This window comes from Sphingomonas sp. PAMC 26617 (genome assembly GCF_000242835.1).
Lineage (GTDB): Bacteria > Pseudomonadota > Alphaproteobacteria > Sphingomonadales > Sphingomonadaceae > Sphingomonas.
The window spans coordinates 3,766,794-3,788,019 of record NZ_JH594425.1 but is presented as its reverse complement, the minus strand read 5'-3'; the positions used below and the strand labels follow the sequence as shown (position 1 = coordinate 3,788,019).

At 66.5% G+C, this 21,226-nt stretch carries 21 protein-coding genes and 2 tRNA genes; 10 read left to right on the top strand and 13 right to left on the bottom strand.

Features of this window, described 5'->3' with window-relative positions; translation table 11 throughout:
- Positions 1–37: 37 nt before the first annotated feature.
- Positions 38–361 (top strand): thioredoxin TrxA, encoded by a 324-nt coding sequence (gene trxA, locus RH91_RS16690; RefSeq protein ID WP_010164143.1) that lies wholly within the window; start codon positions 38–40, stop codon positions 359–361.
- A gap of 215 nt (positions 362–576) precedes the next feature.
- On the opposite strand, the gene argJ is transcribed toward trxA, so the two are convergent.
- Positions 577–1,797 carry a bifunctional glutamate N-acetyltransferase/amino-acid acetyltransferase ArgJ gene (argJ, locus tag RH91_RS16685; RefSeq protein WP_010164142.1) on the bottom strand — a complete coding sequence of 407 codons (1,221 nt, stop codon included), beginning with the start codon at positions 1,795–1,797 and terminating at the stop codon, positions 577–579.
- Between the two features lie 300 nt (positions 1,798–2,097).
- On the opposite strand from argJ, the gene RH91_RS16680 reads away from it, so the two are divergent.
- Positions 2,098–2,361 carry a hypothetical protein gene (locus RH91_RS16680; protein ID WP_010164141.1) on the top strand — a complete coding sequence of 88 codons (264 nt, stop codon included), beginning with the start codon at positions 2,098–2,100 and terminating at the stop codon, positions 2,359–2,361.
- A gap of 95 nt (positions 2,362–2,456) precedes the next feature.
- Entirely contained in the window at positions 2,457–5,189 is a 2,733-nt protein-coding gene (gene secA / locus RH91_RS16675) for a preprotein translocase subunit SecA (RefSeq protein ID WP_010164140.1), read from the top strand.
- Positions 5,190–5,553: 364 nt separating this feature from the next.
- Here the strand turns inward: secA and RH91_RS16670 are convergent, their stop codons facing one another.
- Positions 5,554–6,231, bottom strand: coding sequence for a CC0125/CC1285 family lipoprotein (locus RH91_RS16670; RefSeq protein WP_010164139.1), 678 nt, complete (start codon positions 6,229–6,231; stop codon positions 5,554–5,556).
- A gap of 239 nt (positions 6,232–6,470) precedes the next feature.
- Between RH91_RS16670 and RH91_RS16665 the strand changes: the two genes are divergently transcribed.
- Both RH91_RS16665 and RH91_RS16660 read left to right on the top strand, forming a co-directional pair.
- Positions 6,471–7,058, top strand: coding sequence for a hypothetical protein (locus RH91_RS16665; protein ID WP_010164138.1), 588 nt, complete (start codon positions 6,471–6,473; stop codon positions 7,056–7,058).
- Positions 7,059–7,452: 394 nt separating this feature from the next.
- A tRNA-Asn gene (locus RH91_RS16660) sits at positions 7,453–7,527 on the top strand.
- 74 nt (positions 7,528–7,601) lie between these two features.
- Here the strand turns inward: RH91_RS16660 and RH91_RS16655 are convergent.
- The 5 genes from RH91_RS16655 to RH91_RS16635 form a co-directional block, all read right to left on the bottom strand.
- Positions 7,602–8,240: a phosphoribosylanthranilate isomerase gene (locus RH91_RS16655; RefSeq protein ID WP_010164137.1), complete on the bottom strand. Its 639-nt coding sequence runs from the start codon at positions 8,238–8,240 to the stop codon at positions 7,602–7,604.
- A 97-nt stretch (positions 8,241–8,337) separates the two neighbouring features.
- Positions 8,338–9,012 (bottom strand): orotidine-5'-phosphate decarboxylase, encoded by a 675-nt coding sequence (gene pyrF, locus RH91_RS16650; RefSeq protein ID WP_010164136.1) that lies wholly within the window; start codon positions 9,010–9,012, stop codon positions 8,338–8,340.
- On the bottom strand, positions 9,009–9,380 hold the full coding sequence (locus RH91_RS16645) for a DUF1049 domain-containing protein (RefSeq protein ID WP_010164135.1): 372 nt from the start codon (positions 9,378–9,380) through the stop codon (positions 9,009–9,011). Before RH91_RS16645 ends, pyrF begins: the two co-directional genes overlap by 4 nt.
- Before the next feature lie 39 nt (positions 9,381–9,419).
- Positions 9,420–11,714 carry a patatin-like protein gene (locus tag RH91_RS16640; protein ID WP_010164133.1) on the bottom strand — a complete coding sequence of 765 codons (2,295 nt, stop codon included), beginning with the start codon at positions 11,712–11,714 and terminating at the stop codon, positions 9,420–9,422.
- The gene (locus tag RH91_RS16635; RefSeq protein ID WP_026046653.1) at positions 11,711–12,403 is read right to left on the bottom strand and encodes an endonuclease/exonuclease/phosphatase family protein; all 693 of its coding nucleotides are present in this window, start codon (positions 12,401–12,403) and stop codon (positions 11,711–11,713) included. Before RH91_RS16635 ends, RH91_RS16640 begins: the two co-directional genes overlap by 4 nt.
- A gap of 328 nt (positions 12,404–12,731) precedes the next feature.
- On the opposite strand from RH91_RS16635, the gene RH91_RS23215 reads away from it, so the two are divergent.
- Positions 12,732–12,902 (top strand): hypothetical protein, encoded by a 171-nt coding sequence (locus RH91_RS23215; RefSeq protein WP_157136960.1) that lies wholly within the window; start codon positions 12,732–12,734, stop codon positions 12,900–12,902.
- 58 nt (positions 12,903–12,960) lie between these two features.
- Here RH91_RS23215 and RH91_RS16630 read toward each other — a convergent pair.
- The 3 genes from RH91_RS16630 to RH91_RS16620 form a co-directional block, all read right to left on the bottom strand.
- Positions 12,961–13,036, bottom strand: a tRNA-Thr gene (locus RH91_RS16630).
- A 35-nt stretch (positions 13,037–13,071) separates the two neighbouring features.
- Positions 13,072–13,932: a hypothetical protein gene (locus RH91_RS16625; RefSeq protein WP_010164131.1), complete on the bottom strand. Its 861-nt coding sequence runs from the start codon at positions 13,930–13,932 to the stop codon at positions 13,072–13,074.
- Between the two features lie 27 nt (positions 13,933–13,959).
- A complete protein-coding gene (locus RH91_RS16620; RefSeq protein ID WP_010164130.1) occupies positions 13,960–15,279 on the bottom strand; it encodes a replication-associated recombination protein A in 1,320 nt (439 codons plus the stop codon).
- Between the two features lie 162 nt (positions 15,280–15,441).
- On the opposite strand from RH91_RS16620, the gene RH91_RS16615 reads away from it, so the two are divergent.
- Positions 15,442–15,990: a PadR family transcriptional regulator gene (locus RH91_RS16615; protein ID WP_010164129.1), complete on the top strand. Its 549-nt coding sequence runs from the start codon at positions 15,442–15,444 to the stop codon at positions 15,988–15,990.
- The gene (locus RH91_RS16610; protein WP_010164128.1) at positions 15,990–16,304 is read left to right on the top strand and encodes a DUF2218 domain-containing protein; all 315 of its coding nucleotides are present in this window, start codon (positions 15,990–15,992) and stop codon (positions 16,302–16,304) included. Before RH91_RS16615 ends, RH91_RS16610 begins: the two co-directional genes overlap by 1 nt.
- A gap of 402 nt (positions 16,305–16,706) precedes the next feature.
- Here RH91_RS16610 and RH91_RS16605 read toward each other — a convergent pair whose 3' ends face one another.
- Complete coding sequence (locus RH91_RS16605; RefSeq protein ID WP_010164127.1) at positions 16,707–17,858, bottom strand: glycosyltransferase family 4 protein; 1,152 nt, start codon at positions 17,856–17,858, stop codon at positions 16,707–16,709.
- Between the two features lie 73 nt (positions 17,859–17,931).
- Between RH91_RS16605 and RH91_RS16600 the strand changes: the two genes are divergently transcribed.
- Positions 17,932–18,636 carry a glutathione S-transferase N-terminal domain-containing protein gene (locus tag RH91_RS16600; protein WP_010164125.1) on the top strand — a complete coding sequence of 235 codons (705 nt, stop codon included), beginning with the start codon at positions 17,932–17,934 and terminating at the stop codon, positions 18,634–18,636.
- Here the strand turns inward: RH91_RS16600 and RH91_RS16595 are convergent.
- Both RH91_RS16595 and RH91_RS16590 read right to left on the bottom strand, forming a co-directional pair.
- The gene (locus RH91_RS16595) at positions 18,603–19,106 is read right to left on the bottom strand and encodes a GAF domain-containing protein (protein ID WP_010164124.1); all 504 of its coding nucleotides are present in this window, start codon (positions 19,104–19,106) and stop codon (positions 18,603–18,605) included. The two genes, RH91_RS16600 and RH91_RS16595, sit on opposite strands and share 34 nt — an antisense overlap.
- 83 nt (positions 19,107–19,189) lie before the next feature.
- The gene (locus RH91_RS16590) at positions 19,190–19,603 is read right to left on the bottom strand and encodes a BLUF domain-containing protein (RefSeq protein ID WP_010164122.1); all 414 of its coding nucleotides are present in this window, start codon (positions 19,601–19,603) and stop codon (positions 19,190–19,192) included.
- A 175-nt stretch (positions 19,604–19,778) separates the two neighbouring features.
- Here RH91_RS16590 and radA point away from each other — a divergent pair, with 175 nt between their 5' ends.
- Positions 19,779–21,149 (top strand): DNA repair protein RadA, encoded by a 1,371-nt coding sequence (gene radA / locus RH91_RS16585; protein ID WP_010164121.1) that lies wholly within the window; start codon positions 19,779–19,781, stop codon positions 21,147–21,149.
- Positions 21,150–21,226 lie beyond the last annotated feature (77 nt).

Genomic DNA, 21,226 nt, shown 5'->3' with positions numbered 1-21,226 from the left:
CGGACCTACGTTCATGCGCAACACAAGGAGATTGAAGATGGCGACCAAGAAGATCACCGACGCGAGCTGGGATTCGGACGTTACCAATGCGCAGGGCGCGGTGCTGGTCGACTTCTGGGCGGAATGGTGCGGCCCGTGCAAGATGATCGGGCCGAGCCTCGAGGAAATCTCGGAGGAACTGGGTGAGCAGGTGACGATCGCCAAGCTCAACATCGACGAGAATCCCGATGCGCCGGGCAAGTTCGGCGTCCGTGGGATCCCGACGATGATTTTGTTCAAGAACGGGCAGCCGGCGGCGACCAAGGTTGGCGCCGAGCCGAAGGGCCGGTTGAAGGCGTGGCTCGAGGGCGAGCTAGCGTAAGGTTCTGGGCCCCCGGATTTGGCGATCCGGGGGCCTTTTTCAATCATACCCCACGCATCCGCTTCCCCGGCGAAGGCCGGGGCCCAGTAGTGAAGCTTGGAGTTGTTGAGCGCTGTGCCCAGTTGGAGAAACCTCCGCTATTGGACCCCGGCCTTCGCCGGGGAAGAAGCAACTTGGGAATCTCCAGTTTTGAGAAGCGCTCGCGGTAACTTAGCTCAGCTCCGATAATCCGCGTTGATCGAGATATACCCGTGCGTCAGGTCGCACGTCCAGACCGTCGCCGCCCCGTCGCCGAGTCCCAGATCGACCCCGATCTCGATATCCTGCCCTTTGAGATGCGCTGCGACCGGCGTCTCGTCATACCCCGTCACCGCAAGCCCCTCGCGCGCCACCTGCGTGTCGCCGAAACGGATTGCGAGCAGGTCGCGCTCGGCGGGCTCCCCGGCTTTGCCCACAGCCATCACGACGCGCCCCCAATTGGCATCCTCGCCCGCGATCGCGGTCTTCACCAGCGGCGAATTGGCGATGCTCATCGCGATCCGCTGCGCGCTGCGGTCGCTCTCGGCACCCGTCACCGCGACTTCGATGAACTTGGTCGCACCCTCGCCGTCGCGCACGACGAGATGCGCAAGCTGGCGGCACAGGTCGCCGAGCGCCGCGCGGAACGAATCTGCGCCGGCATCGTCCGGGCCGGTCAGGGGCACGTTGCCCGCCGTGCCGGTCGCGAAGGCGAGCACGCTGTCGCTGGTCGAGGTGTCGCTGTCGACCGTGATGCACGAGAAGCTCGCGCGATTGGCTTCGCTCAGCGTCACCTGGAGGAATTCGGCGGAGACCGCGGCGTCGGTGAAGATATAGCCGAGCATCGTCGCCATGTCGGGCGCGATCATCCCCGAGCCCTTGATGATCCCGACCAGCGTCACTGTGCGCCCGTCGACCACGGCGGTGGTGGTTGCGCCCTTGGCGAAGGTATCGGTCGTGCCGATCGTGTTGGTCGCGTCTTCCCACGAGCACGGCAGCGCGGCGAAGGCGGCGTCGAGCCCGGCCTCGGCCTTGTCGATCGGCAGCGGCACGCCGATCACCCCGGTCGAGGAGACGAAGACGTCGGACGGGCGGCAGGCGAGCGCGCCTGCGACCTTGGCGGCGATCGCCTCGACCGCGGCGCGCCCGCGTGCGCCGGTGAAGGCGTTGGCGTTGCCTGCATTGACGACGAGCGCGCGCGCCTCGCCGAGGATCAGCGCCGAGCGGCACCATTCGACTTCGGGGGAGGGGCATTTGCTTTGCGTCAGCACGCCCGCGACGGTCGTGCCGGGGTCGAGCGTGACGAAGGTGAGGTCGGTGCGCTCCCACGCCTTGTATCCGGCGCGCGCGACACGCGGCGTGACGCCGGCGATCGCGGGCAGGGCGGGGAAGGGGCGAGCGAGCGGGGAGCGGGTCATGCGAGGGCTTTAGCAGATCGCTATCGCGTCTCAAGCGGCGCCACCTGCTGCTCTTCCCCCCAGCGCAGGTCGCGGTTTCGGGCGTCTCGCTTGGGGCGGTGCTTCGACTTCGCTCAGCACGAACGGAATTCAGAGCAGTTCCTTCTTTCAATGACTCGAGCGCGGGTGGCTCGTCGAAACCATCCTCTCCGTTCGCCCTGGTTGAAGTCGAAGGGCCCTCTCCGCACGGAGAGCCGCCCACGACGAGCGGTGTTTGCCGATAGACGAAGCGCGCCGCAGTCATTACATGCCCGAATACCCATGGAATGGCTGCTGTTCTTTTCTGCGATCCTCTCCGCGCTGACCGGCGTGGTGACGGGCGTCCGCGCGCCGGACATGCAGGTCGAATGTCAGTCGATCGCGGCGGCACGCGCGCAGGTTGCGCTTCCGGCGCGGGTGCTGCGGATCGCGGGGCATCGGCACCTTGCCGGTGGCTTCGGGGAAACGCCGGTCTTTGCGCTCAGCCACCTCACCCTGCCGGTGATCGCAACGGCACGTCTCTACCTGGATCGCCCGCGGGCTTGATCCGGTGGCGCCTGCCGCGCTGCCCTTCTTAACCATATCTTTCGGTGGCCGCGTGTAGCGCGCCGCCAATCCCTTTAGAAATACAGGAATTCCCCATGTTCGGCGGCATTGCCAAATCGCTCTTCGGCTCGTCTAACGACCGCTACGTCAAGTCGCTCGGCGCGGTCGTCGCGAAGATCAACGGGTTCGAACCCACCATCTCCGCCATGTCGGACGAAGACCTCTCCGCCCAGACCGCGCGCTTCCGCGAGCGTCTGGAAGCCGGCGAGGATCTCGACGCGCTGCTCCCCGAGGCGTTCGCCACGGTCCGCGAAGCCGCCAAGCGCGCGCTCGGGCAGCGGCATTACGACGTGCAGATGATCGGCGGGATCGTGCTCCACCGCGGCGAGATCGCCGAGATGCGCACCGGCGAGGGCAAGACGCTCGTCGCGACGCTCGCGACCTATCTCAACGCGCTGCCGGGCAAGGGCGTCCACGTCATCACGGCCAACGATTATCTGGCGGCGCGCGACGCGGGCTGGATGGCGCAGGTGTACAATTTTCTGGGGATGACGGTCGGCGTGATCGTCCCCAATTTGTCCGACCAGCAGCGTGCGGACGCCTATGCCGCGGACATCACCTACGGCACGAACAACGAATTCGGGTTCGACTACCTGCGCGACAACATGAAGTATGAGCGCGAATCGATGGTCCAGCGCCCGTTCGCGATGGCGATCGTCGACGAGGTCGATTCGGTGCTGATCGACGAGGCGCGTACGCCGTTGATCATCTCCGGCCCGACCGACGACAAGTCCGACCTGTACCGCTCGGTCGACCTGATCGTCCGCGAACTGGCGCCCGAGGATTACGAGAAGGACGAAAAGCAGAAGTCGATCATCCTGACCGAGGACGGCACCGAGAAGGTCGAGCGGCTGCTTGAGACCGCCGGGCTGCTCGAGGGCGCGAACCTGTATGATTTCGAGAACACGCAGGTGGTGCACCACACCAACCAGGCGCTCCGCGCGAACATGATGTTCAAGGCGGACATCGACTACATCGTCAAGGACGGCAAGGTCATCATCATCGATGAATTCACCGGCCGCATGATGGACGGCCGCCGTTGGTCGGACGGGCTTCATCAGGCGATCGAGGCCAAGGAAGGCGTCGAGATCGAGCCCGAGAACCAGACGATGGCGTCGATCACCTTCCAGAACTATTTCCGCATGTACCCCAAGCTGGCGGGCATGACCGGCACCGCGGCGACCGAGGCGGCGGAATTCTACGACATCTACAAGATGAACGTGGTGACGATCCCGACGCACGTGCCGGTCCAGCGCGTCGATGAGGAAGACGAGTTCTACAAGGACACCGCCGACAAATTCCGCGCGATCGCCAAGAAGATCAAGCATCATGCCGATCTCGGCCAGCCGGTGCTGGTCGGCACCGTGTCGATCGAGAAGTCCGAATTGCTGAGCGAGTTCCTGGTGCAGGAAGGCGTCAAGCACGAGGTCCTCAACGCGCGCCAGCATGAGCGCGAGGCGCACATCGTCGCGCAGGCGGGGCGCAAGAGCGTCGTGACGATCGCGACCAACATGGCGGGCCGCGGCACCGACATTCAGCTCGGCGGCAACCTGGAATTCCGCGTCAACGACGAGCTGTCGACGATGCCCGAGGGGCCGGAGCGCGAGGCGGCGATCGCACGGATCAAGCAGGAGATCGCGGTCGAGAAGGCCGAAGTGCTCGCGGCGGGCGGGCTGTTCGTGCTCGGCACCGAGCGGCACGAGAGCCGGCGGATCGACAATCAGCTTCGCGGCCGTTCGGGTCGGCAGGGCGATCCGGGTCTCTCGCGCTTCTACCTCAGCCTCGACGACGATCTGCTCCGCATCTTCGGGCCGGACACGCTGTTCGCCAAGATGATGCGCTCGAACATCGGCGACGGCGAGGCGATCGGCAGCAAGTGGCTGTCCAAGGCGATCGAGACTGCGCAGAAGAAGGTCGAGGCGCGCAACTACGACATCCGCAAGCAGGTCGTCGAATATGATGACGTGATGAACGACCAGCGCAAGGTCATCTACGAGCAGCGCAGCGACATCATGGATGCCGCGACCGTCGGCGACGTGGTCGAGGACATGCGCGCGGAGACGGTCAACGGCATCGTCGGCGCGGCATGCCCTCCGGGCACCTATCCCGAGCAGTGGGATATCGCCGGGATGAAGGAGCAGCTCGCGACCACGCTCAACCTCGAACCGCAGGTCGAGGCGTGGCTCGAGGAAGAAGCGATCGACCCCGAGATCATCGAGGAACGCGTCCGCGCGCAGGCGGACGATCTGGTCCGCGAAAAGGCGGAGTCGCTCGATCCCGAGACGTGGATCCGGGTCGAGAAGTCGATCCTGCTGCAGAACCTCGACCATCACTGGAAGGAGCATCTCGCGACGCTCGACGCATTGCGGCAGGTCGTCCATTTGCGCGCCTATGCGCAGAAGACGCCGATCAACGAGTATAAGCAGGAAGCCTTCTCGCTGTTCGAGCGGATGCTCGGCAGCATCCGCGAGGACGTGACCCGCACGATCGCGTTCGCGCAGTTCAACCTCGAGCCCGCGCCGGCGCTGCCGACGCTGCCCGACTTCATCACCAACCACTTCGACCCGTTCACCGGGGACGACGACACCTACGATCAGGACGCGGGCAGCGGGCTGATCACCACGCGCCTCCCGCCGCTATCGATCCCGCGGCCAGAGGGGCAGGAGCTCGGGCAGGATCCGTCCGAATGGGCGGGCAACGTCAGCCGCAACGCGCCGTGCCCGTGCGGGTCGGGGAACAAGTACAAGCATTGCCACGGGGCGGTGTGACGGGGCGCTTATCCGTCATCCTCGCGGCGGCGGGGATCCATACTGGCTGACGGTTCCCGTCAGTCTCGAGGGATCCCCGCCTCCGTGAAACCTCTGCATTAAGGCAATCGGACGCTTTAACGTCACCCCTCGCCTCAGAGCTGCCGTCATGCTGAACTCGTTTCAGCATCCACCGCGCAACGAGCATCGTCAGGACTCGTGGAGGGCTGGATCCTGAAACGAGTTCAGGATGACGGCTATTTTTTGCGGAGGTCTCGTCTACCCGGGAATGACGGATTGTGGGGAAGGTACGTCCTCGAACGTCAGAAAAAAGCCCCCCTTCCGGCCTGCGGAAGGGGGGCTTTTTCAAATCTGTACCGCCCGCTTACTTCGGCGTGACGATGCTCGGCCCGAGGTTGCGCAACACTTCGCGCGCGTCGAAGGCGCGGATGTTGTCCTTCGGCTTCGGCCCACGACCGACGACGATCTCGGCATTCGCCTCATATTTGTCGATCGTGTTGATATCGACCCCGCGGTCGAAGAACGGATCGCCGATGAACGGGTCCCACGAACGCCAGCCGAAGCCGCGTCCGCGATAGCGCCAGCTCGGGCCCCAATAGCCGCCGCCGAAGCCCCCGCCATAGCCATAGCCGCCGCCATACCCCAGGCCACCGAAGCCGCCGCCCAGGCCCGGCGTGGTATAGGTGCGGGTGCTCTTGTCGACATTGCGGTCGGCGAACACGAAGTAATCGAACCCGCGCTGCACTGTCAGCTCGGCGGCGCGGAACAGCAGGTATTTCTCGACCGTGTCGCGCGACGTGTAGCTGTTGCCCGAGAAGCTGACCTGGAAGCGGTTGTCCTCGATCTGGCGGTCGCTGTAGCCCGACCGCTCGAACCCGCGACCGACCGCGGGGCGATAGGTCGATTCGGATGCGCAGGCCGTCAGCAGGGTAGAAGCCGCAAGCGCCGCGATCAGGGCGGACTTGCGGAAGGTCGGCGGGAACTTGGGCATTTCGGTCTCCAGTGAACTGGTCTGTGCGGCGAGCCGTGCCGTCGAGGCCATGAAGCGCAGAACGAACCACCGCGCGCAAGGCTCCGGTCAATCGTACTGGTCGAATCGTCCTAACGTCCTGCAGATGAACGGAGACTGACGCGCGACGAAACGATGCGCCTTCATTTCGTCGCTTGGATGGTTCGCTCCGTCGCAAGATGTTTCCGATTATGTCAGGATTAGCGTCCCAGTTACCGTCTATGTTGCAAAGGTAACGGGCGGCGGGGATCGAAATGTCTGCGGGGGTGCATATGCGGAACGCGGTCGGGATCGCCATCGGTCTGGCGGCAGGGGTCTGGAGTGGCAGCGCGATCGCGGATCCCACGCATGACCCGATGGCGCTTGCGACGCCGTTGTTCTCGCGCATCGCGCCCGTGGAGGCGCGGGTCGCGACCGACTTCCGCGTCAGGCTCGCGGTATTGACGACATCCGCGTCGTTCAATCCGTTGCTCGACCCGGATGGCCCGATGCAGCGGCGCTTCGCCAGTTCGATGATCGACTATTACCCGATCAACGGCAGCGGGCTGCATCTGTCCGGCGGGATGAAGTTCTTCTCGGTCGCCAACTTCGTGCGCGATGCCGAAAAGGCGACCGGGGGGCTGCTCTACGCGCCCCGCTTGCCGGGTACGGGGACGGGGGTGCGCACCGGCTTCAACCGGCGCACACCCGCCGCGACGGTCGGCTACAGCGGCACCTACAAGAATGCGATGTTCGGGGTGGAGATGGGCACGCTCGTCGGCACCGCCAATGCCGACCTGCCCCGCTCTTATCGCGCCCTCAGCGAGCACCGGGGGGGATTGAACCCCATTGCCAACCTCGTCGTCGGGATGAAATTCTAGCGACGGGCCGGGGGGGCTGGTCCGGCCTTCACAGGCAGGTTGGGGTACGACCCTCTCCACATACCGTCGTCCCCCCGGGGCGGGGATCCTTTACTACCGTCTCTCGTCGCGTGGCATGGTCAGCCCTCATAACCCCCGCCTGCGCGGGAATGACGGAATTCGGGGTGGCGCGGCGCACGGCTTCGACGGCGGAGGTGGCGCCGACACCGCCGGCTGCCGGCTTTGCGGTTATGAGTGATTCTCCCCACACCGCGTCACGATCCCGCGTCGACGTCGCGTCAGCCCCCCCCCCAAAGCCACGCAAATCCGCCGTTTTCTGCAGAATGTGAAAAACCTGCGACACGGCGCTTGCATTCCCGCGCAACCCATTGGTATAGGCGCGCCTCCGCAACGTTCCCTGATAGCTCAGCGGTAGAGCTCTCGACTGTTAATCGAGCGGCCGTAGGTTCGAATCCTACTCAGGGAGCCATTTTTGCCGGACAGTTCGGACCCCAGCAGCGCTGGGGACCGACCTTCGAAATCACCGAAATTGAAACGAATGCGTCAGCACGCGGCCACGGCTGCGAGGAACGCGCTGATCTTTGCCGGATCCTTGATTCCCGGCGCGCTTTCCAGCCCCGAGGACACGTCGACCAGCGTCGCCCCCGTCATCGCCACCGCCTCGCCGACGTTGACCGCGTCGAGCCCGCCCGACAGCGCCCAGGGCAGCGCGTGGCGGAAGCCCTCGAGCAACGTCCAGTCGAACCGCACCCCCATGCCGCCCGGCAGCGCCGCTCCGGGGGGTGTCTTGGCATCATAGAGGATCCGGTCCGCCACCCCGCGATACGGCAGCGCGCCGTCGAGGTCCGCCCGCGTCCGCACCGCGACCGCCGCCCACAGTTCGAGCCCGGTGCGCGCCTTGATCGCGGCGGCGCGTTCCGGCGTGGTCTGGTGGAGCTGGAGGACGGACAGCTTCGCCGCCTCGATCGCGGACTCGAGCGTGGCGTCGTCCGGGTTCACGAACACGCCGACCCGCGCGACCCGCGCCGGCACACGCGCGGCGAGCTGCGCCGCACGGTCCCGGCTGACGTGGCGCGGGGAGGGGGGGAAGAACACCAGCCCGACATGGCTCGCGCCTCCGGCAATCGCGGTGTCGATGGTTTCGGGCGTGGAAAGCCCGCAGATCTTGGCAGAGACAGGCATGCGAAACGTCCTTGCGGCTCGTCGAGGAAGACGCAAGCGATACCATGCAGGGATTAACCATCCTCCAACGCCGCACCGCGTGGCGGCGACGTTGGGCTCAGAGCGTCGCTTCGATCTCGCGCGCGGCCGTATCCGGGTTGGCGGCCTGCGTGATGGGTCGTCCGACGACGAGGATCGACGCGCCTGCATCGAGCGCGGCGCGCGGGGTGACGACGCGCTTCTGGTCGCCGACCGGACCGTCGACCGGACGCACGCCGGGAACCACGAAGAACCCCCTCGGCCACAGCGCATGCGCGGCACCGACTTCCGCGCCCGAGCAGACGACGCCGTCGATCCCCGATTCGCGCGCAAGTTCGGTCAGCCGCAGCACCTGGTCGTGCGGGCTGCTGGGCACACCGATCGAGGCGAGGTCGTTCGCGTCGAGGCTGGTCAGCGTCGTCACCGCGATTACCTTGGTCCCGGTCGGCGCGGCGGCCTTGGCATCCTCGAGCATCGCGCGGCCGCCCGCTGCGTGCACCGTCAGGATCGCAGGCTCGATCCCGTGGAGCGTCATGATCGCCTTGGCGACCGTATTGGGAATGTCGTGGAGCTTGAGATCGAGGAAGATCGGCAAGCCGAGCTCGGCCATCTGCCGCACCCCGGGCTGGCCGTTGGCGAGGAAGAATTCGAGCCCGAGCTTGATCCCGCCGACGTGATGCCGGACCCGCGTCGCCATGGCGCGCGCCTTGGCGAGATCGGGCGTGTCGAGGGCAACATACAGCCGGTTGGTCACAGCATGGCTCCGCTGGCGGGAGGGGCGGTCGTCACGACGGGGCTGCCGACTGCCGGCGCGATCGGCACCCCGTCGGGCGTCGCGCGGATGACCGGGGCCGCAACCGGCGGCGCCATGGCGACGCGCAAGTCCGCGAGCGTCCGCTCGGCATTCGCCAGCCGGCTGCGCAGCCGCCAGCGCAGCGTCGAATGCCAGGCGAGCGTCGGGATCAGCCCCGCCAGGAAAGTCACCAGCAGCAGCAGCGGCAGGTTCACCAGCGCCTCCATCCCGCCCCACAGGCGGATCGAGACGCTCGTCCAATTGGCCACGGTGAACACCGCCGCGACGAACGCGAGCAGGCACCAGAACAGGATCTTGAGGAATTGCATGCGCGCAAGGCTACCGAAAACCGCGCGGCTTGACCAGCGTCAGCCGATTTCGCGGCGCAACGTCTCGAACAGGCCGGGGATCGCGGTCAGCCGGTCGGCTTCCTCGTCGAGAATCGCGAGGAACGCGGCGCGCTTGATCGCGGCGGTGCGCCCGGGCTTGAGCCGCTGGTCGGCCTCCAGCGTCGACAGCACGATGTCGATCATCCGTTCCGCCCCGTGGAGACGCCCCCAGAGATAGTCGTTCTCGCGATAGGCGCGGCTGAAGAACGCGCCGAAGCTGTTGAACTGAATGCCTTTGAGCGTCGCCTCTGCGCCACCCGCGCGGATCGAGGTCGAATCGTCGGGCGCGATCCGGTCGACCTTTATCGGGTCGAATTCGTCGAGCCCCTCGCCCTGCAACAGCGGCAAGGTGGCGACGTCATAATAGGGAAAGCCGAGATAGGTCAGCAGCAGCGGCCGCCTGACGTCGCGGGTCAGCCCGGTGAACGCCGCCGCAAGCCGTGCCTCGGTCTTATTGTCGAGGTCTTGCAATCCCATCGAGGTCCCGAGCCGCTCGACCAGCGCGGTCGCATCGCCGCGCAGCAGCCGCACGTCGTCGCGTAGCGCTTCGTACCGTTCGGCCCGCTTGCAGTCGCGATAGTTGGACAGGCTGGCATAGATCGCATCGCGAATCCCGCCGAGCTCACTGTCCGGATGATTGGCCTCGAGCTCGGTCACGCGTCGCGCGAGCAGTCGCAACCGGCGCAGGCGAAAGCCGAGATCGAAGGTGCGCAGGAAGCCGATCATCGTCGTGTTCGCGCCGCCGGCAAACCCCGGTTTCATGTCGTCGACGCCAAGCGCCGCGACCGCCGCGGCAACGCAGTCATGGATCCGGTCCCAGCGGCTTTGCTCGGTATCCCCGCCCGCGGCGTGGAGCAGCGTGGTGATTGCCTCGACCACGCCGGCCACCTTCAGATGCCCGTAGGCGGCATAGGCATAGCCCGAGCTGCGCGCTGCCGCGGTCTGCGCGCGCTGCCGCCACGCCGCGAGCCGTGCGGGCGTCGGCGAATCGAGGAACAGTGTATAGCCGAACAGCGCCTCGACCTGCTTTTCGACCTCGGGGCGGATCCCCGCTACGATCGTCCGCATCCGATCGATCCGGCGCGAGCGCTCCGCGATCTCGTCGAGATTGTCGCGGATCGGCTGCTGGCGCGGCAGTTCGGACATCGCGCCGATGATCGTCTGGAAGAAGCCCGGGGTGGCCGCGCCGGTCGCGCTGAAGCCGAAGCTGCCGCGCGGGTGCGGATCGATATAGACGAAGCGCCGGTCGACCTGCCGCTGCGCCGGGCGCTCGCGCAGCGCCTCGATTGCCGGGCGGAACGGCGCGTTATTGAGTACCGACCCGTCGATCAGCACCGCGGCCTCGGCGGCGTTGGCGGCATATTGGCGCGGCAGGATCCGCTTGAGGAACGCCGCGCGCCCCGGCCACGCGGTGTCGCGTTGTTCGAGCACGCGGTCGAGCTCGCCGACCATGAACGGCGGGAACGCGCCGGGAAAGCACGAGGTCGCGCGCGCCGCGAACGTCAGCTCGGCGGGGTCGGCCAGCGTTTCGAGCGGGTTGCCGTGATCGGTGAAGGGGACGACGACGCGGTGTTCGGTCTCGACGACTTCGGGCGGGGAGTGGAGCGTCAGCCGCTCGGGATGCCCACGGAAGTCGGTGACGGTGACGTACAGATCGAGCGGTTGCCCGGGCGGGAGCAGGCGCGGTGCGCGCGGCGCGGCGGCCATCGCCTCGAGCGCATCGAGGATCAGCCCGGAGAAGCGCTCCCCGCCGAACGGCGGCTCGAACCAGCGCGAGCGGATGAAGTGCGACAGCTTGGCGCGGACTTCGTCGCGCGCGCCCGATTCCACCGTCGCCTCGACCCCGTCGGTGCCACGCGCCGCAAGCCATGCGAGCGGCAGCGCCCATGCCTTGGAAAAACGGTGCGCAGGCGCCTGCTTCTGGTCGACCAGCGCCTCGACGTCCGCCGAATCGAGCCACAATTGGGTGAGCGGCTCGAGACTCTGCCCGGTGCTGATCGCCTGGCCGAGGAACACCCCGTTGATCCCGCCCGCGCTCGCGCCCGCGATGATGTCGATCAGCACGCGCAGCCGCACGCCCGTTTCGTCCGCGATCTCGGCGAGCAGCGCGTGATAGATGCCCTGGCTCCCGGTCGCGGGATCGGCCCCGGCATGAAACGCCTGGCTGGCGCGCGCGAGCCGCCAGATTTCCTTGGTGATGCCGTGCATGTAGACCGCGAGGCTGATCCCGCCGTAGCAAACGAGCGCGAGACGAAGCTCCTTCTCGCGGCTCATAACGGTTCGATCAGCGCCCAGATCGGAAGATGGTCGGACGCCTTGCGCGCGAGCGCGCTGGTGTGGACGCCGCAATCGCGCACGCGGAACCCGCGCGTCATGATCCGGTCGAGCCGCCCGATCGCGCGGCGCGCGTGGAAGCTCGGGCCGGTCGGCACGATCTCGAACGCGCGGCGGAAATCGTGGAGGCACCCGCCGTTGGGGGTCCATTCGTTGAGGTCGCCCATCATGACGGTGGGCAGGCCGGGCGTTCCGTCGTCGGCATGCGCGAGGATCGCGCGTGCCTGTCGCCGCCGCCACAGGCCCGAAAGATCGAGATGCATGCCGACCACACGGATCGGGGTCGACTCGATCGACAGGTCGACGCGGATCGCGCCACGCGGTTCGAGCGTGGGGATATGCAGCGTACTCGCCGCGAGCACGTCGATTCCCTTTCGCGCCAACAGGGCATTGCCGTGCCACCCCATGCTCGCGCGGTCATGCGGCAACGGGACCGCACGCCACGGCGAATGGTCCTCGAGCAGCCGGTGCGGGATGATCGCCGCCTTGGTGCCATAGCGCAGGTCGGCTTCCTGCAACGCGATGACATCGCCATCGATTTCCTGCAGCACGTCGAGGATGCGCCGCGGGTCGCGCCGCCGGTCGAGCCCGATCCCCTTGTGCATGTTGTAGCTGACAACCTTGATCACCCGATCGCCTATCGGGCGCTTTGCCGAATCATGCAATCGTGCGCGTGGATCGGTCCCCCCGCGGAGCGCGCTGCACCGCAGCACGCCGCCCGCGATCGGACGGAATGGCGGCAGCGGATTATTCGGGTAGGAACCAGGCCCAGATCGAACGCCCTGATCTAAAGTAAAAAACCCAAGTATCTCATAGATGTCTTGAGTAACGCTGCGAAACTATCCCATTACGACCGCGTAACGCTCGAGTGACTGTCTCAGGCAGCCCGAGAGTGATGTCGACGCTGATGGTTAATATGATGTATAGCAATGTTTCGCACTTTTCACGAGGCTTACGATGCATCTGCGACAACGCTTGAAATGTCTGTTCGGTTACCATCATCGCAACGGCTACCGGGTCCGCTGGCAGAATGGTGTGCGGTGCAGCGTGTGCAAGGGCTGTGGTCAGCCGATGATCCGCGAGAACCAGGGCTGGCGCCTGATGCAGCCCGGCGAATTCGCGGGGTGACGCCCCGCGCCGGCGATCTTCGCGCGCGACGGCAGACGTTTGGAGATGTCGGGAAATATGGTGCCGGTTGCAGGAATCGAACCCGCGACCTTCGGTTTACAAAACCGCTGCTCTACCAGCTGAGCTAAACCGGCGCATGAGGCGCGTGGCCTCGTCTGCGCTCCATGCGTCAAGTCACGCCGAAGGTCCAGCCCTCGGTACGGGCGATCTGCGCGGTAAGCGCATCCGGATGCCACAGATCCTCGCGCGCGGCGCTGCGGCGGAGCCAGGCGGCGGTGAGGATCGCGTCGGTCGCATGGTCGGTATAGCGCGCGAGCGGCACATGCGGCGCGCTTCCCATCGTGGCGAGCGCGGTGTCGAGCGCGGCACCGTCGCGCAGCTTGCTCAGCCCCTTGCGCATTCCCGCAGCCCGCGCCGCGATCGTCGTGTAGATCTCGACCACGCAGGCTCCCTGCGGCGGCGGCGAATCGAACGGCCAGACCGGGACAGCACGTGCGAGATGATGGAGCAGCCGCATCCCCGCGAAACTCGCCTTGGCGACCTGCGCCGCACCGATCGCGTCGTAGACGGTCGAGGGTTTGCCCCCGCCGTTCGCATTGTACTGCGCTTCGCAGCGGCGATAGTGCATGAAGTCCGCCTTCACCCCGTCCGCCGCGCCAAGATAAAAGTGCCGCCCGCGCCGCGCCTCGAGGAACGACGCCGCGCCGAGATCCATGTCCGCGCTGTGATGGTCGACATACGCCCACAGTGCGCGCGGATCAGTCGCGTCGGTCTCGCCCGGCAGATAGGCACCGCGTTCGATGAACGGGGCAGCGAAGGAGAAGTCGAACCCGACCAGCAACGGCTCCCCCGCGCGGTCGCGGAGCCAGTGGAGGATGTCGGCACGCGACCACACCCCGCGCGGCGGTTCGACCAGCACCGGCGCGGCATCGCCCGCCGAACAGAGCGCGAGTGCGATTCCCGGATGCCGCGCGCCCTTCGCACCCGACCAGTCGATCGCGGCGAATTGCGAGAAATGCGTCGGGGTCATGGCTGCCACGGACCGGCCAGACACCGCTCAGGCATCGCCCGTCTTGAGGCTTGCCCACCATGCCATCCGCTCGGCGATCCTCTTCTCCATCCCACGCTCGGTCGGGACGTAGAAGGTCTGCGGCTCCATTTCGCTCGGCCAGTAATTCGACCCCGAGAAACCCTCCGCGGTATCGTGGTCATAGGCGTAGCCCTTGCCATAGCCGATGTCCTTCATCAGCTTGGTCGGCGCGTTGAGGATGTTCTCGGGCGGCATCAGCGAGCCCGTCTCGCGCGCCGATTTCCATGCTGCCTTCTGCGCCTTGTACGCGGCGTTCGATTTGGGCGCGGTCGCGAGATAGATACACGCCTGCGCGATCACCAGTTCCCCTTCGGGCGAGCCGAGGAAGTCATAGGCGTCCTTGGCGGCGAGGCACTGCGTCAGCGCGCCCGGATCGGCGAGGCCGATGTCCTCGACCGCCATCCGGATCATCCGCCGCAAGAGGTACAGCGGTTCCTCGCCCGCGGTGAGCATCCGCGCGAGATAATAGAGTGCTGCCTGCGGATCGGACCCGCGCACCGCCTTGTGGAGCGCGGAAATGAGATTGTAATGCCCCTCGCGGTCCTTGTCGTACACGGCGACGCGACGCTGGAGAAACGCCGACAGCCCCGCCGGATCGAGCGGTTCGAGCAGATTGACCGCGAACAGCGTCTCCGATTGGTTGAGCAGGAACCGCCCGTCGCCATCCGCGCTCGCGATCATCGCATCGCGCGCTTCGCGGGTGAGGGGGAGGGGACGCCCTTCCACCGCTTCCGCGCGGTCGAGCAAGTGACCGAGTGCGGCATGATCGAGCCGGTGGAGGATCAGCACCTGCGCGCGGCTGAGCACCGCGGCGTTGAGCTCGAACGACGGGTTCTCGGTGGTCGCGCCAACCAGCGTTACGGTGCCGTCCTCGACATAGGGCAGGAATCCATCCTGCTGCGCGCGATTGAAACGGTGGATCTCGTCGACGAACAGCAAGGTGCGCTTGCCGATTCGCGCATGCTCGCGCGCCTCGGCGAACGCCTTCTTGAGATCCGCCACGCCCGAGAACACCGCCGAGATCGCCATGAAGCGCAGCCCCACCGCATCCGCCAGCAACCGCGCGATCGTCGTCTTGCCGGTCCCGGGCGGGCCCCACAGGATCATCGACGACAACCGCCCCGCCGCGACCATCCGCCCGATCGCGCCTTCGGGGCCGGTGATGTGGTCCTGCCCGACCACCTCGCTGAGCGTCGTCGGGCGCAACCGGTCGGCGAGCGGCGCGGACGCGCCGGGGGATTCGGCGGCGGGTTCGGGGGGATCGAATGCAGCGAAAAGGTCGGCCATCCCCGGAAGATAGGGTCTGCGCGGAAATTTGCACTCGAACCTTGCATCGTTTATATCAAGATATATCTTAGCGCTATCTGAGATAAGGGATTAGATATGTTTGGATTTGAACAAGGTTGCCGCGAACGCGGTCGGCACGGGTACAACACAGCGCACGAGGCAATGCGAGGCGGCGGGCGTGGTTTCGGCGGCGGCGGCGGCTTCGGCGGTCGCGGCGGACACGAGCATGGCGAGGGGCGCGGCTCGCGTGGTCGGCGGATGTTCGACGGCGGCGAATTGCGGCTGGTGCTGCTCAAGCTGATCGCCGACGAGCCACGCCACGGCTACGACCTGATCCGCCGGATCGAGGAACTGACCGGCGGTGCCTATGCGCCGAGCCCGGGGGTAGTCTATCCGACGCTGACGCTGCTCGATGACATGGACCTGATCGCGGCGCGTCAGGCCGAAGGCGCCAAGAAGCTGTTCGAAGTGACCGAGGCGGGAACGCAGCATCTCGCCGAGAACGCCGAACTGGTCGCGGCGCTGTTCGCGCGGATCGCCGAGGTCGGGGCCGAACGCGCGCGGACAGACAGCGCGTCGGTGCGCCGCGCGATGGGCAATCTGCGCGAGGTGCTGATGCACAAGCTGCGCGACGAGGCGGTTCCGATCGAGACGATCCACCAGGCGGTCGCGCTGATCGACGACGCCGCGCAGAAGATCGAGCGGCTGTGATGGCGTACGATGCGATCGCCCGGGTGCCCACCGCGCAGGCGAGCAAGTATCTCCAGCAGACGTGCAAGCATTGGGAGCACAATCTTGCCGTGACGTACACGGCCACGCACGGGACGGTGGTGTTCCCGCGCGATGCGCGCGGGGCGGATCATCCAGGCGACGCGACCGTCACCTTCGACGCCGAACCCGAGGCTCTGGTCGTGCGGATCGCGGCAACGTCGCCGGAACAGCTGGACGGCCTGAAAGGGGCGGTCGCGCGCCACGTCGACCGCTTCGCGTTCCGGGAGGCACCGCTCGCGTACGACTGGCGGTAAGGGGGCAGGTCTCCACCACACCTGGCGTCACCCTGAACTCGTTTCAAGGTCCACCGCGCCACTGGGGCAAGCCTGCGTTGCACGGTGGATGCTGAAACACGTTCAGCATGACGGCGGAGGAAGGGATCGCCTCCCTTACCCGCCGTCACCCTGAACTCGTTTCAGGGTCCACCGCGCCACTGGGGCAGGCCTGCGTTGTACGGTGGATGCTGAAACAAGTTCAGCATGACGGCAGAGGAAGGGATCGCTTACCTCACCCGGCGTCACCCTGAACTTGTTTCAGGGTCCACCGCGCCACTGGGGCAAGCCTGCGTTGTACGGAGGATGCTGAAACAAGTTCAGCATGACGGCAGAAAAAAGGAACTGGTCGCGCGACAAGGCCCTCAGGCACGCAACACGCGCCTACCGCTTCGAGCGGCGTTCGATCACGCGCAAATAGGTATCCAGCACGGTCTGGTTGATCGTATCCCACTTATACCCCGCCGCCTTGGCATGCCCCGCCGCGCCGGCCGCGTGGCGGACCGCATCGTCCTCGCAATAGCGTTGGAGCGCGTCGGCATAGCCCTGGATATCGGTCGGCGGGACGATCAGTCCGGTCACCCCGTCGTCGATCAGCCCGACCGCGCCCGAGGCGCGCGCCGCGACCACGGGCACGCCTGCCGCCATCGCCTCGAGCGTCACGTTGCCGAACGTCTCGGTCAGGCTCGGGTTGAAGAACACGTCCATCGACGCGACCGCGCGGCCAAGATCGTCGCCGGTCATATAGCCCGCGAAGACCGCGTCGGGGATTTCCTGCGCGAACCAGTCGCGCGCCGGTCCTTCGCCGATCACCACGGTGCGATGCTTGACGCCGCGCTCGTCGAGCGCGTGCATCGCGCGTGCGAAGACGTCGAGGCCCTTTTCCTTGACCAGTCGCCCGAGGAACCCGATCGCGATCTCGTCGTCCGCTATGCCGAGGCTGTGGCGCCAGCCGAGATCGCGGCGCGACGGGTTGAAGCGGGCGTGGTTGACGCCGCGCGACCAGCGCGTGACGGGGGTCGGCACGCCCCAGTCGTGGAGGATCTCGCCCATCATCTGGCTCGGGGCGAGCACTTCGTCGACGCGGCTGTAGAAACGCGTCTGCGCCCGGATCATCATCGGGACGAGAAAGCCGAGCCCGTAATAGGGCATGTAGGTCTCGAACCGCGTATGGTAGGATGCGACGCAGGCGATATCGTGCTTCTCGGCATATTCGAGTGCCTTGTGCCCGAGCCGGTCCGGTGCCGACAGATGGATCAGGTTCGGCGCGAACGCCTCGAGATCGCGGCGGACGCGGTTGCCCATGCCGCGCGTCAGCTTGTACTCGCCGCGCAGCGGGATCTTGATCGACGGTGCACTGACCAGATCGCCGGTCGGTGGAAAGGCGGGGGTGCGGCTCGTCGGCGCATAGATACGGACCTTCACCCCGCGACTGAGCAGATGCCCTACCAGAAGATTGAGCGTCTGGTTCGCACCATCACGCGTGTAATTATAGTTGCCGCTGAACAGGGCCACGCGGAGATCGGAAGCTTCCATCGGCAGGGGCCATAGCGAAGCCGGGGGGGGATGACTATCTCCCACGACGCACCGTGCAGCAGGGGACTCCGCCATGACCGATCTTTCCGCTTTTCCCGTCACGCAGCGCTGGCCCGCGCAGCACCCGGAATGGCTTCAGCTGTATTCCCTGCCGACCCCCAATGGCGTCAAGGTGTCGATCATGCTCGAGGAGACGGGGCTGGCCTATGAGCCGCACCTGATCGACTTCGCCAGCGACGACCAGAAGAGCCCGGAATTCGTCGCGCTCAACCCCAATGGCAAGATCCCCGCGATCCTCGATCCGCATGGCCCGGGCGACAAACCGCTCGCTTTGTTCGAATCGGGCGCGATCCTGCTGTATCTGGCGGAAAAGACCGGCCAGTTCCTGCCCGCCGATCCGGTCCTGCGGTTGCAGGCGATCCAGTGGGTGATGTTCCAGATGGGCGGGGTCGGGCCGATGTTCGGGCAGCTCGGCTTCTTCGTGAAGTTCGCGGGCAAGGACTTCGAGGACAAGCGCCCGCGCGACCGGTACGTCGCGGAGGCGAAGCGGCTGCTCGGTGTGATGGAGCACGCGCTGGCGGGGCGCGACTGGTTCGTCGGCGATGCCTATTCGATCGCGGACATTTCGATGCTCGGCTGGGTGCGCGCGCTAATCGATTTCTACGGTGCGGGGGATCTGGTCGGGTTCGGCGATTTTCCGAACGTCGGGGCCTGGCTCGCGCGCGGTCTGGCGCGGCCCGCGGTTCAGCGCGGGCTGGCGATTCCGTCCAGGCCCTGAGCGGGCGTCACCGGGGATTCGAGGATCGTGGCGAGTTGATCGGCGAGGTCGCGCAGCAGCGCGACCAGGCTCGGCACCTCGACCGTGCGCGGTTCGGGATCCAGCGCGCACAGGGTGCCGAAGAACTGGCCGTCGGACAGCGTGATCGGCAGCGCGATATAGCTTTCGAAGCCGTAGAGCACCGGGGTCGGATGATTGCGCCAATAGGCGTGACCCGACGCCCGGTCGAACACCACCGCCTTGCGATGGTCGCGGATTTCGTTGCAGATCGTGGTCTTGAGCTCGAGTTCGTCGCCCGGGTCGAGCCCGAAGTCGATCCGGTCGAGCACCTGGCACGCGGTCCAGCGCTCGTCGGTCACCCGCGCGACCGCGGCGAACCCCATGCCGGTCAGATCGCAGACGCGCTGGAGGATCGCGGCGATCCGCGGTTCCCCTGCCAACGCGACGCTACTCCCGGCAAGTTGCTGCATCTGACTTTTCCCCAGACCTCGCTATACCCGTTCCTGCTCGAACGACAAGGTAAGGTGGGCGGCGTTGGGGTGGGCGAACCCGATCAGGCCGCCGCGTGGAGCGCTGCGAACGCGGTGAATTCGGCGCGGAGCACGATGTCATCGATCGGCGCGATCAGGCGCTCGACGATCGCGGACAGGTTGCCCTCGTCGGGCATCGCCGCGGACGCCACGGTGCGATAGCCCATCGCCCATTCCCCGAACAACCGCGTCTCGACCGTCTTCTTCGAAAGCTTGACCACCGCGAAATGCCGGTCGTCGCGCGAGATCCGGTCGAAAACGGCAGCGACCTGATCGTCCGGCCCTTCGAGCACCTGCAGGAACCGCCGCCCGCCGACGACGAGCAGGCCGGTCACGCCGACCGCGGCATTGTTGCGCCGGGACACTTTGAGGATGCTGTCGAGCTCGATCGCGTCGAGCTTCTCGCGGGCGGTGCTGATGCAGAGGATACGCTGCATGAGGAACTCCGTGGGAACGCTCCCAAAATCGCCCGGTTTGGAAAATCTTCCGTTAATGCACGGGCAACTATCCGATTGATTTATCGCAAGGGTCGAGGTCAGCCAGAGGCCGGCCCGGCACCCCCCACCGAATTTTCTGTTCCCCTCTCGTTCCAGATCGGTTAGGCGTTGCGGCATGGCGAAACCCCAGAAACGCTACGTCTGCCAATCCTGCGGATCGGTCTCGCCCCGTTGGGCCGGGCAATGCGGCGACTGTTCCGAATGGAACACGATGGTCGAGGAGGCGGGGGCGACCGTCACCCCGTTCCAGGCCAAGCATAACCTGATGGGCGGCGGGCGTTCGATCCAGCTCGTCGGGCTCGATGCCGAGATCACACTCCCCGAACGCCTGACCTCGGGCGTCGCCGAACTCGATCGCGCATTGGGCGGCGGGTTCGTCGAGGGCTCGGCGACGTTGATCGGCGGCGATCCCGGGATCGGCAAGTCGACGTTGCTGTTACAGGCGGCGGCGAAGATGGCGCTGGCCGGGCTGCCGGTCGCCTATGTCTCGGGCGAGGAAGCCGCCGACCAGGTCCGGCTGCGCGCGCGGCGGCTCGGGCTCGGCAGCGCGCCGGTGATGCTCGCGGCGGCGACGTCGGTGCGCGACATCCTCACGACGCTGTCGCAGGCGACCCCGCCCGCGCTGCTTGTGATCGATTCGATCCAGACGATGCACAGCGACCTGATCGAGGGCGCGCCCGGCACGGTCAGCCAGGTTCGCGCGTCCGCACAGGAACTGATCCGCTTCGCCAAGGAACGCGGCACCGCGGTCGTGCTCGTCGGGCATGTCACCAAGGACGGCAGCATCGCGGGCCCGCGCGTGCTCGAACATATGGTCGATACGGTGCTCAGCTTCGAGGGCGAGCGCAGCCACCAGTATCGCATCCTCCGCGCGATCAAGAACCGCTTCGGCGGGACCGACGAGATCGGCGTCTTCGCGATGGTCGCGGAAGGGCTGACCGAGATCGCCAACCCGTCCGCCCTGTTCCTGACGCAGCGCGAGGAAGGCGTGACGGGGACGACGGTGTTTCCCGCGTTGGAAGGAACCCGGCCCGTGCTGGTCGAGATCCAGGCGCTGGTCGTGCGGCTTGCAAGCGGCGCAACCCCGCGGCGCGCGGTGGTCGGCTGGGACAGCGGTCGCCTCGCGATGGTGCTCGCGGTGCTCGAAGCGCGCTGCGGACTGAGTTTCTCGGCGTGCGAAGTCTATCTCAACATCGCGGGCGGGTACAAAGTGCAGGATCCTGCGGCGGACATGGCGGTCGCCGCGGCACTGATATCCGCGCTGAGCGAGCGGCCGGTGCCGGTCGACGCGGTGGTGTTCGGCGAAATCGCGCTGTCGGGCGAGCTTCGCCCGGTCGCGCATTCGCCGCTGCGCTTGAAGGAAGCGGGCAAGCTCGGCTTCGAGCGCGCGTTGCTGCCGTCCGCGGTAACCGACGACAAGAGCGGGCTGACGCTGACCGGGTTCCGGACTCTCGGCGGGTTCGTTGAGCATATGCTGGGGAAGTAGGGGCACTAGAACGGGTAGGACTTCCCTCAGCCCCTCCCCTTCAGGGGAGGGGTTGGGGTGGGGCCGTACCGGGCGCT

Coding starts and splice junctions, on each gene's coding strand:
- secA (WP_010164140.1), top strand. CDS start 2,457: ATGTTCGGCGGCATTGCCAAATCGCTCTTCGGCTCGTCTAACGACCGC.
- RH91_RS16670 (WP_010164139.1), bottom strand. CDS start 6,231: ATGGCCTCGACGGCACGGCTCGCCGCACAGACCAGTTCACTGGAGACC.
- RH91_RS23215 (WP_157136960.1), top strand. CDS start 12,732: ATGCATCTGCGACAACGCTTGAAATGTCTGTTCGGTTACCATCATCGC.
- RH91_RS16595 (WP_010164124.1), bottom strand. CDS start 19,106: ATGCAGCAACTTGCCGGGAGTAGCGTCGCGTTGGCAGGGGAACCGCGG.
- argJ (WP_010164142.1), bottom strand. CDS start 1,797: ATGACCCGCTCCCCGCTCGCTCGCCCCTTCCCCGCCCTGCCCGCGATC.
- RH91_RS16610 (WP_010164128.1), top strand. CDS start 15,990: ATGGCGTACGATGCGATCGCCCGGGTGCCCACCGCGCAGGCGAGCAAG.
- RH91_RS16625 (WP_010164131.1), bottom strand. CDS start 13,932: ATGACCCCGACGCATTTCTCGCAATTCGCCGCGATCGACTGGTCGGGT.
- RH91_RS16600 (WP_010164125.1), top strand. CDS start 17,932: ATGACCGATCTTTCCGCTTTTCCCGTCACGCAGCGCTGGCCCGCGCAG.
- RH91_RS16605 (WP_010164127.1), bottom strand. CDS start 17,858: ATGGAAGCTTCCGATCTCCGCGTGGCCCTGTTCAGCGGCAACTATAAT.
- RH91_RS16620 (WP_010164130.1), bottom strand. CDS start 15,279: ATGGCCGACCTTTTCGCTGCATTCGATCCCCCCGAACCCGCCGCCGAA.
- trxA (WP_010164143.1), top strand. CDS start 38: ATGGCGACCAAGAAGATCACCGACGCGAGCTGGGATTCGGACGTTACC.
- radA (WP_010164121.1), top strand. CDS start 19,779: ATGGCGAAACCCCAGAAACGCTACGTCTGCCAATCCTGCGGATCGGTC.
- RH91_RS16590 (WP_010164122.1), bottom strand. CDS start 19,603: ATGCAGCGTATCCTCTGCATCAGCACCGCCCGCGAGAAGCTCGACGCG.
- RH91_RS16645 (WP_010164135.1), bottom strand. CDS start 9,380: ATGCAATTCCTCAAGATCCTGTTCTGGTGCCTGCTCGCGTTCGTCGCG.
- RH91_RS16655 (WP_010164137.1), bottom strand. CDS start 8,240: ATGCCTGTCTCTGCCAAGATCTGCGGGCTTTCCACGCCCGAAACCATC.
- RH91_RS16665 (WP_010164138.1), top strand. CDS start 6,471: ATGCGGAACGCGGTCGGGATCGCCATCGGTCTGGCGGCAGGGGTCTGG.
- RH91_RS16680 (WP_010164141.1), top strand. CDS start 2,098: ATGGAATGGCTGCTGTTCTTTTCTGCGATCCTCTCCGCGCTGACCGGC.
- RH91_RS16640 (WP_010164133.1), bottom strand. CDS start 11,714: ATGAGCCGCGAGAAGGAGCTTCGTCTCGCGCTCGTTTGCTACGGCGGG.
- RH91_RS16615 (WP_010164129.1), top strand. CDS start 15,442: ATGCGAGGCGGCGGGCGTGGTTTCGGCGGCGGCGGCGGCTTCGGCGGT.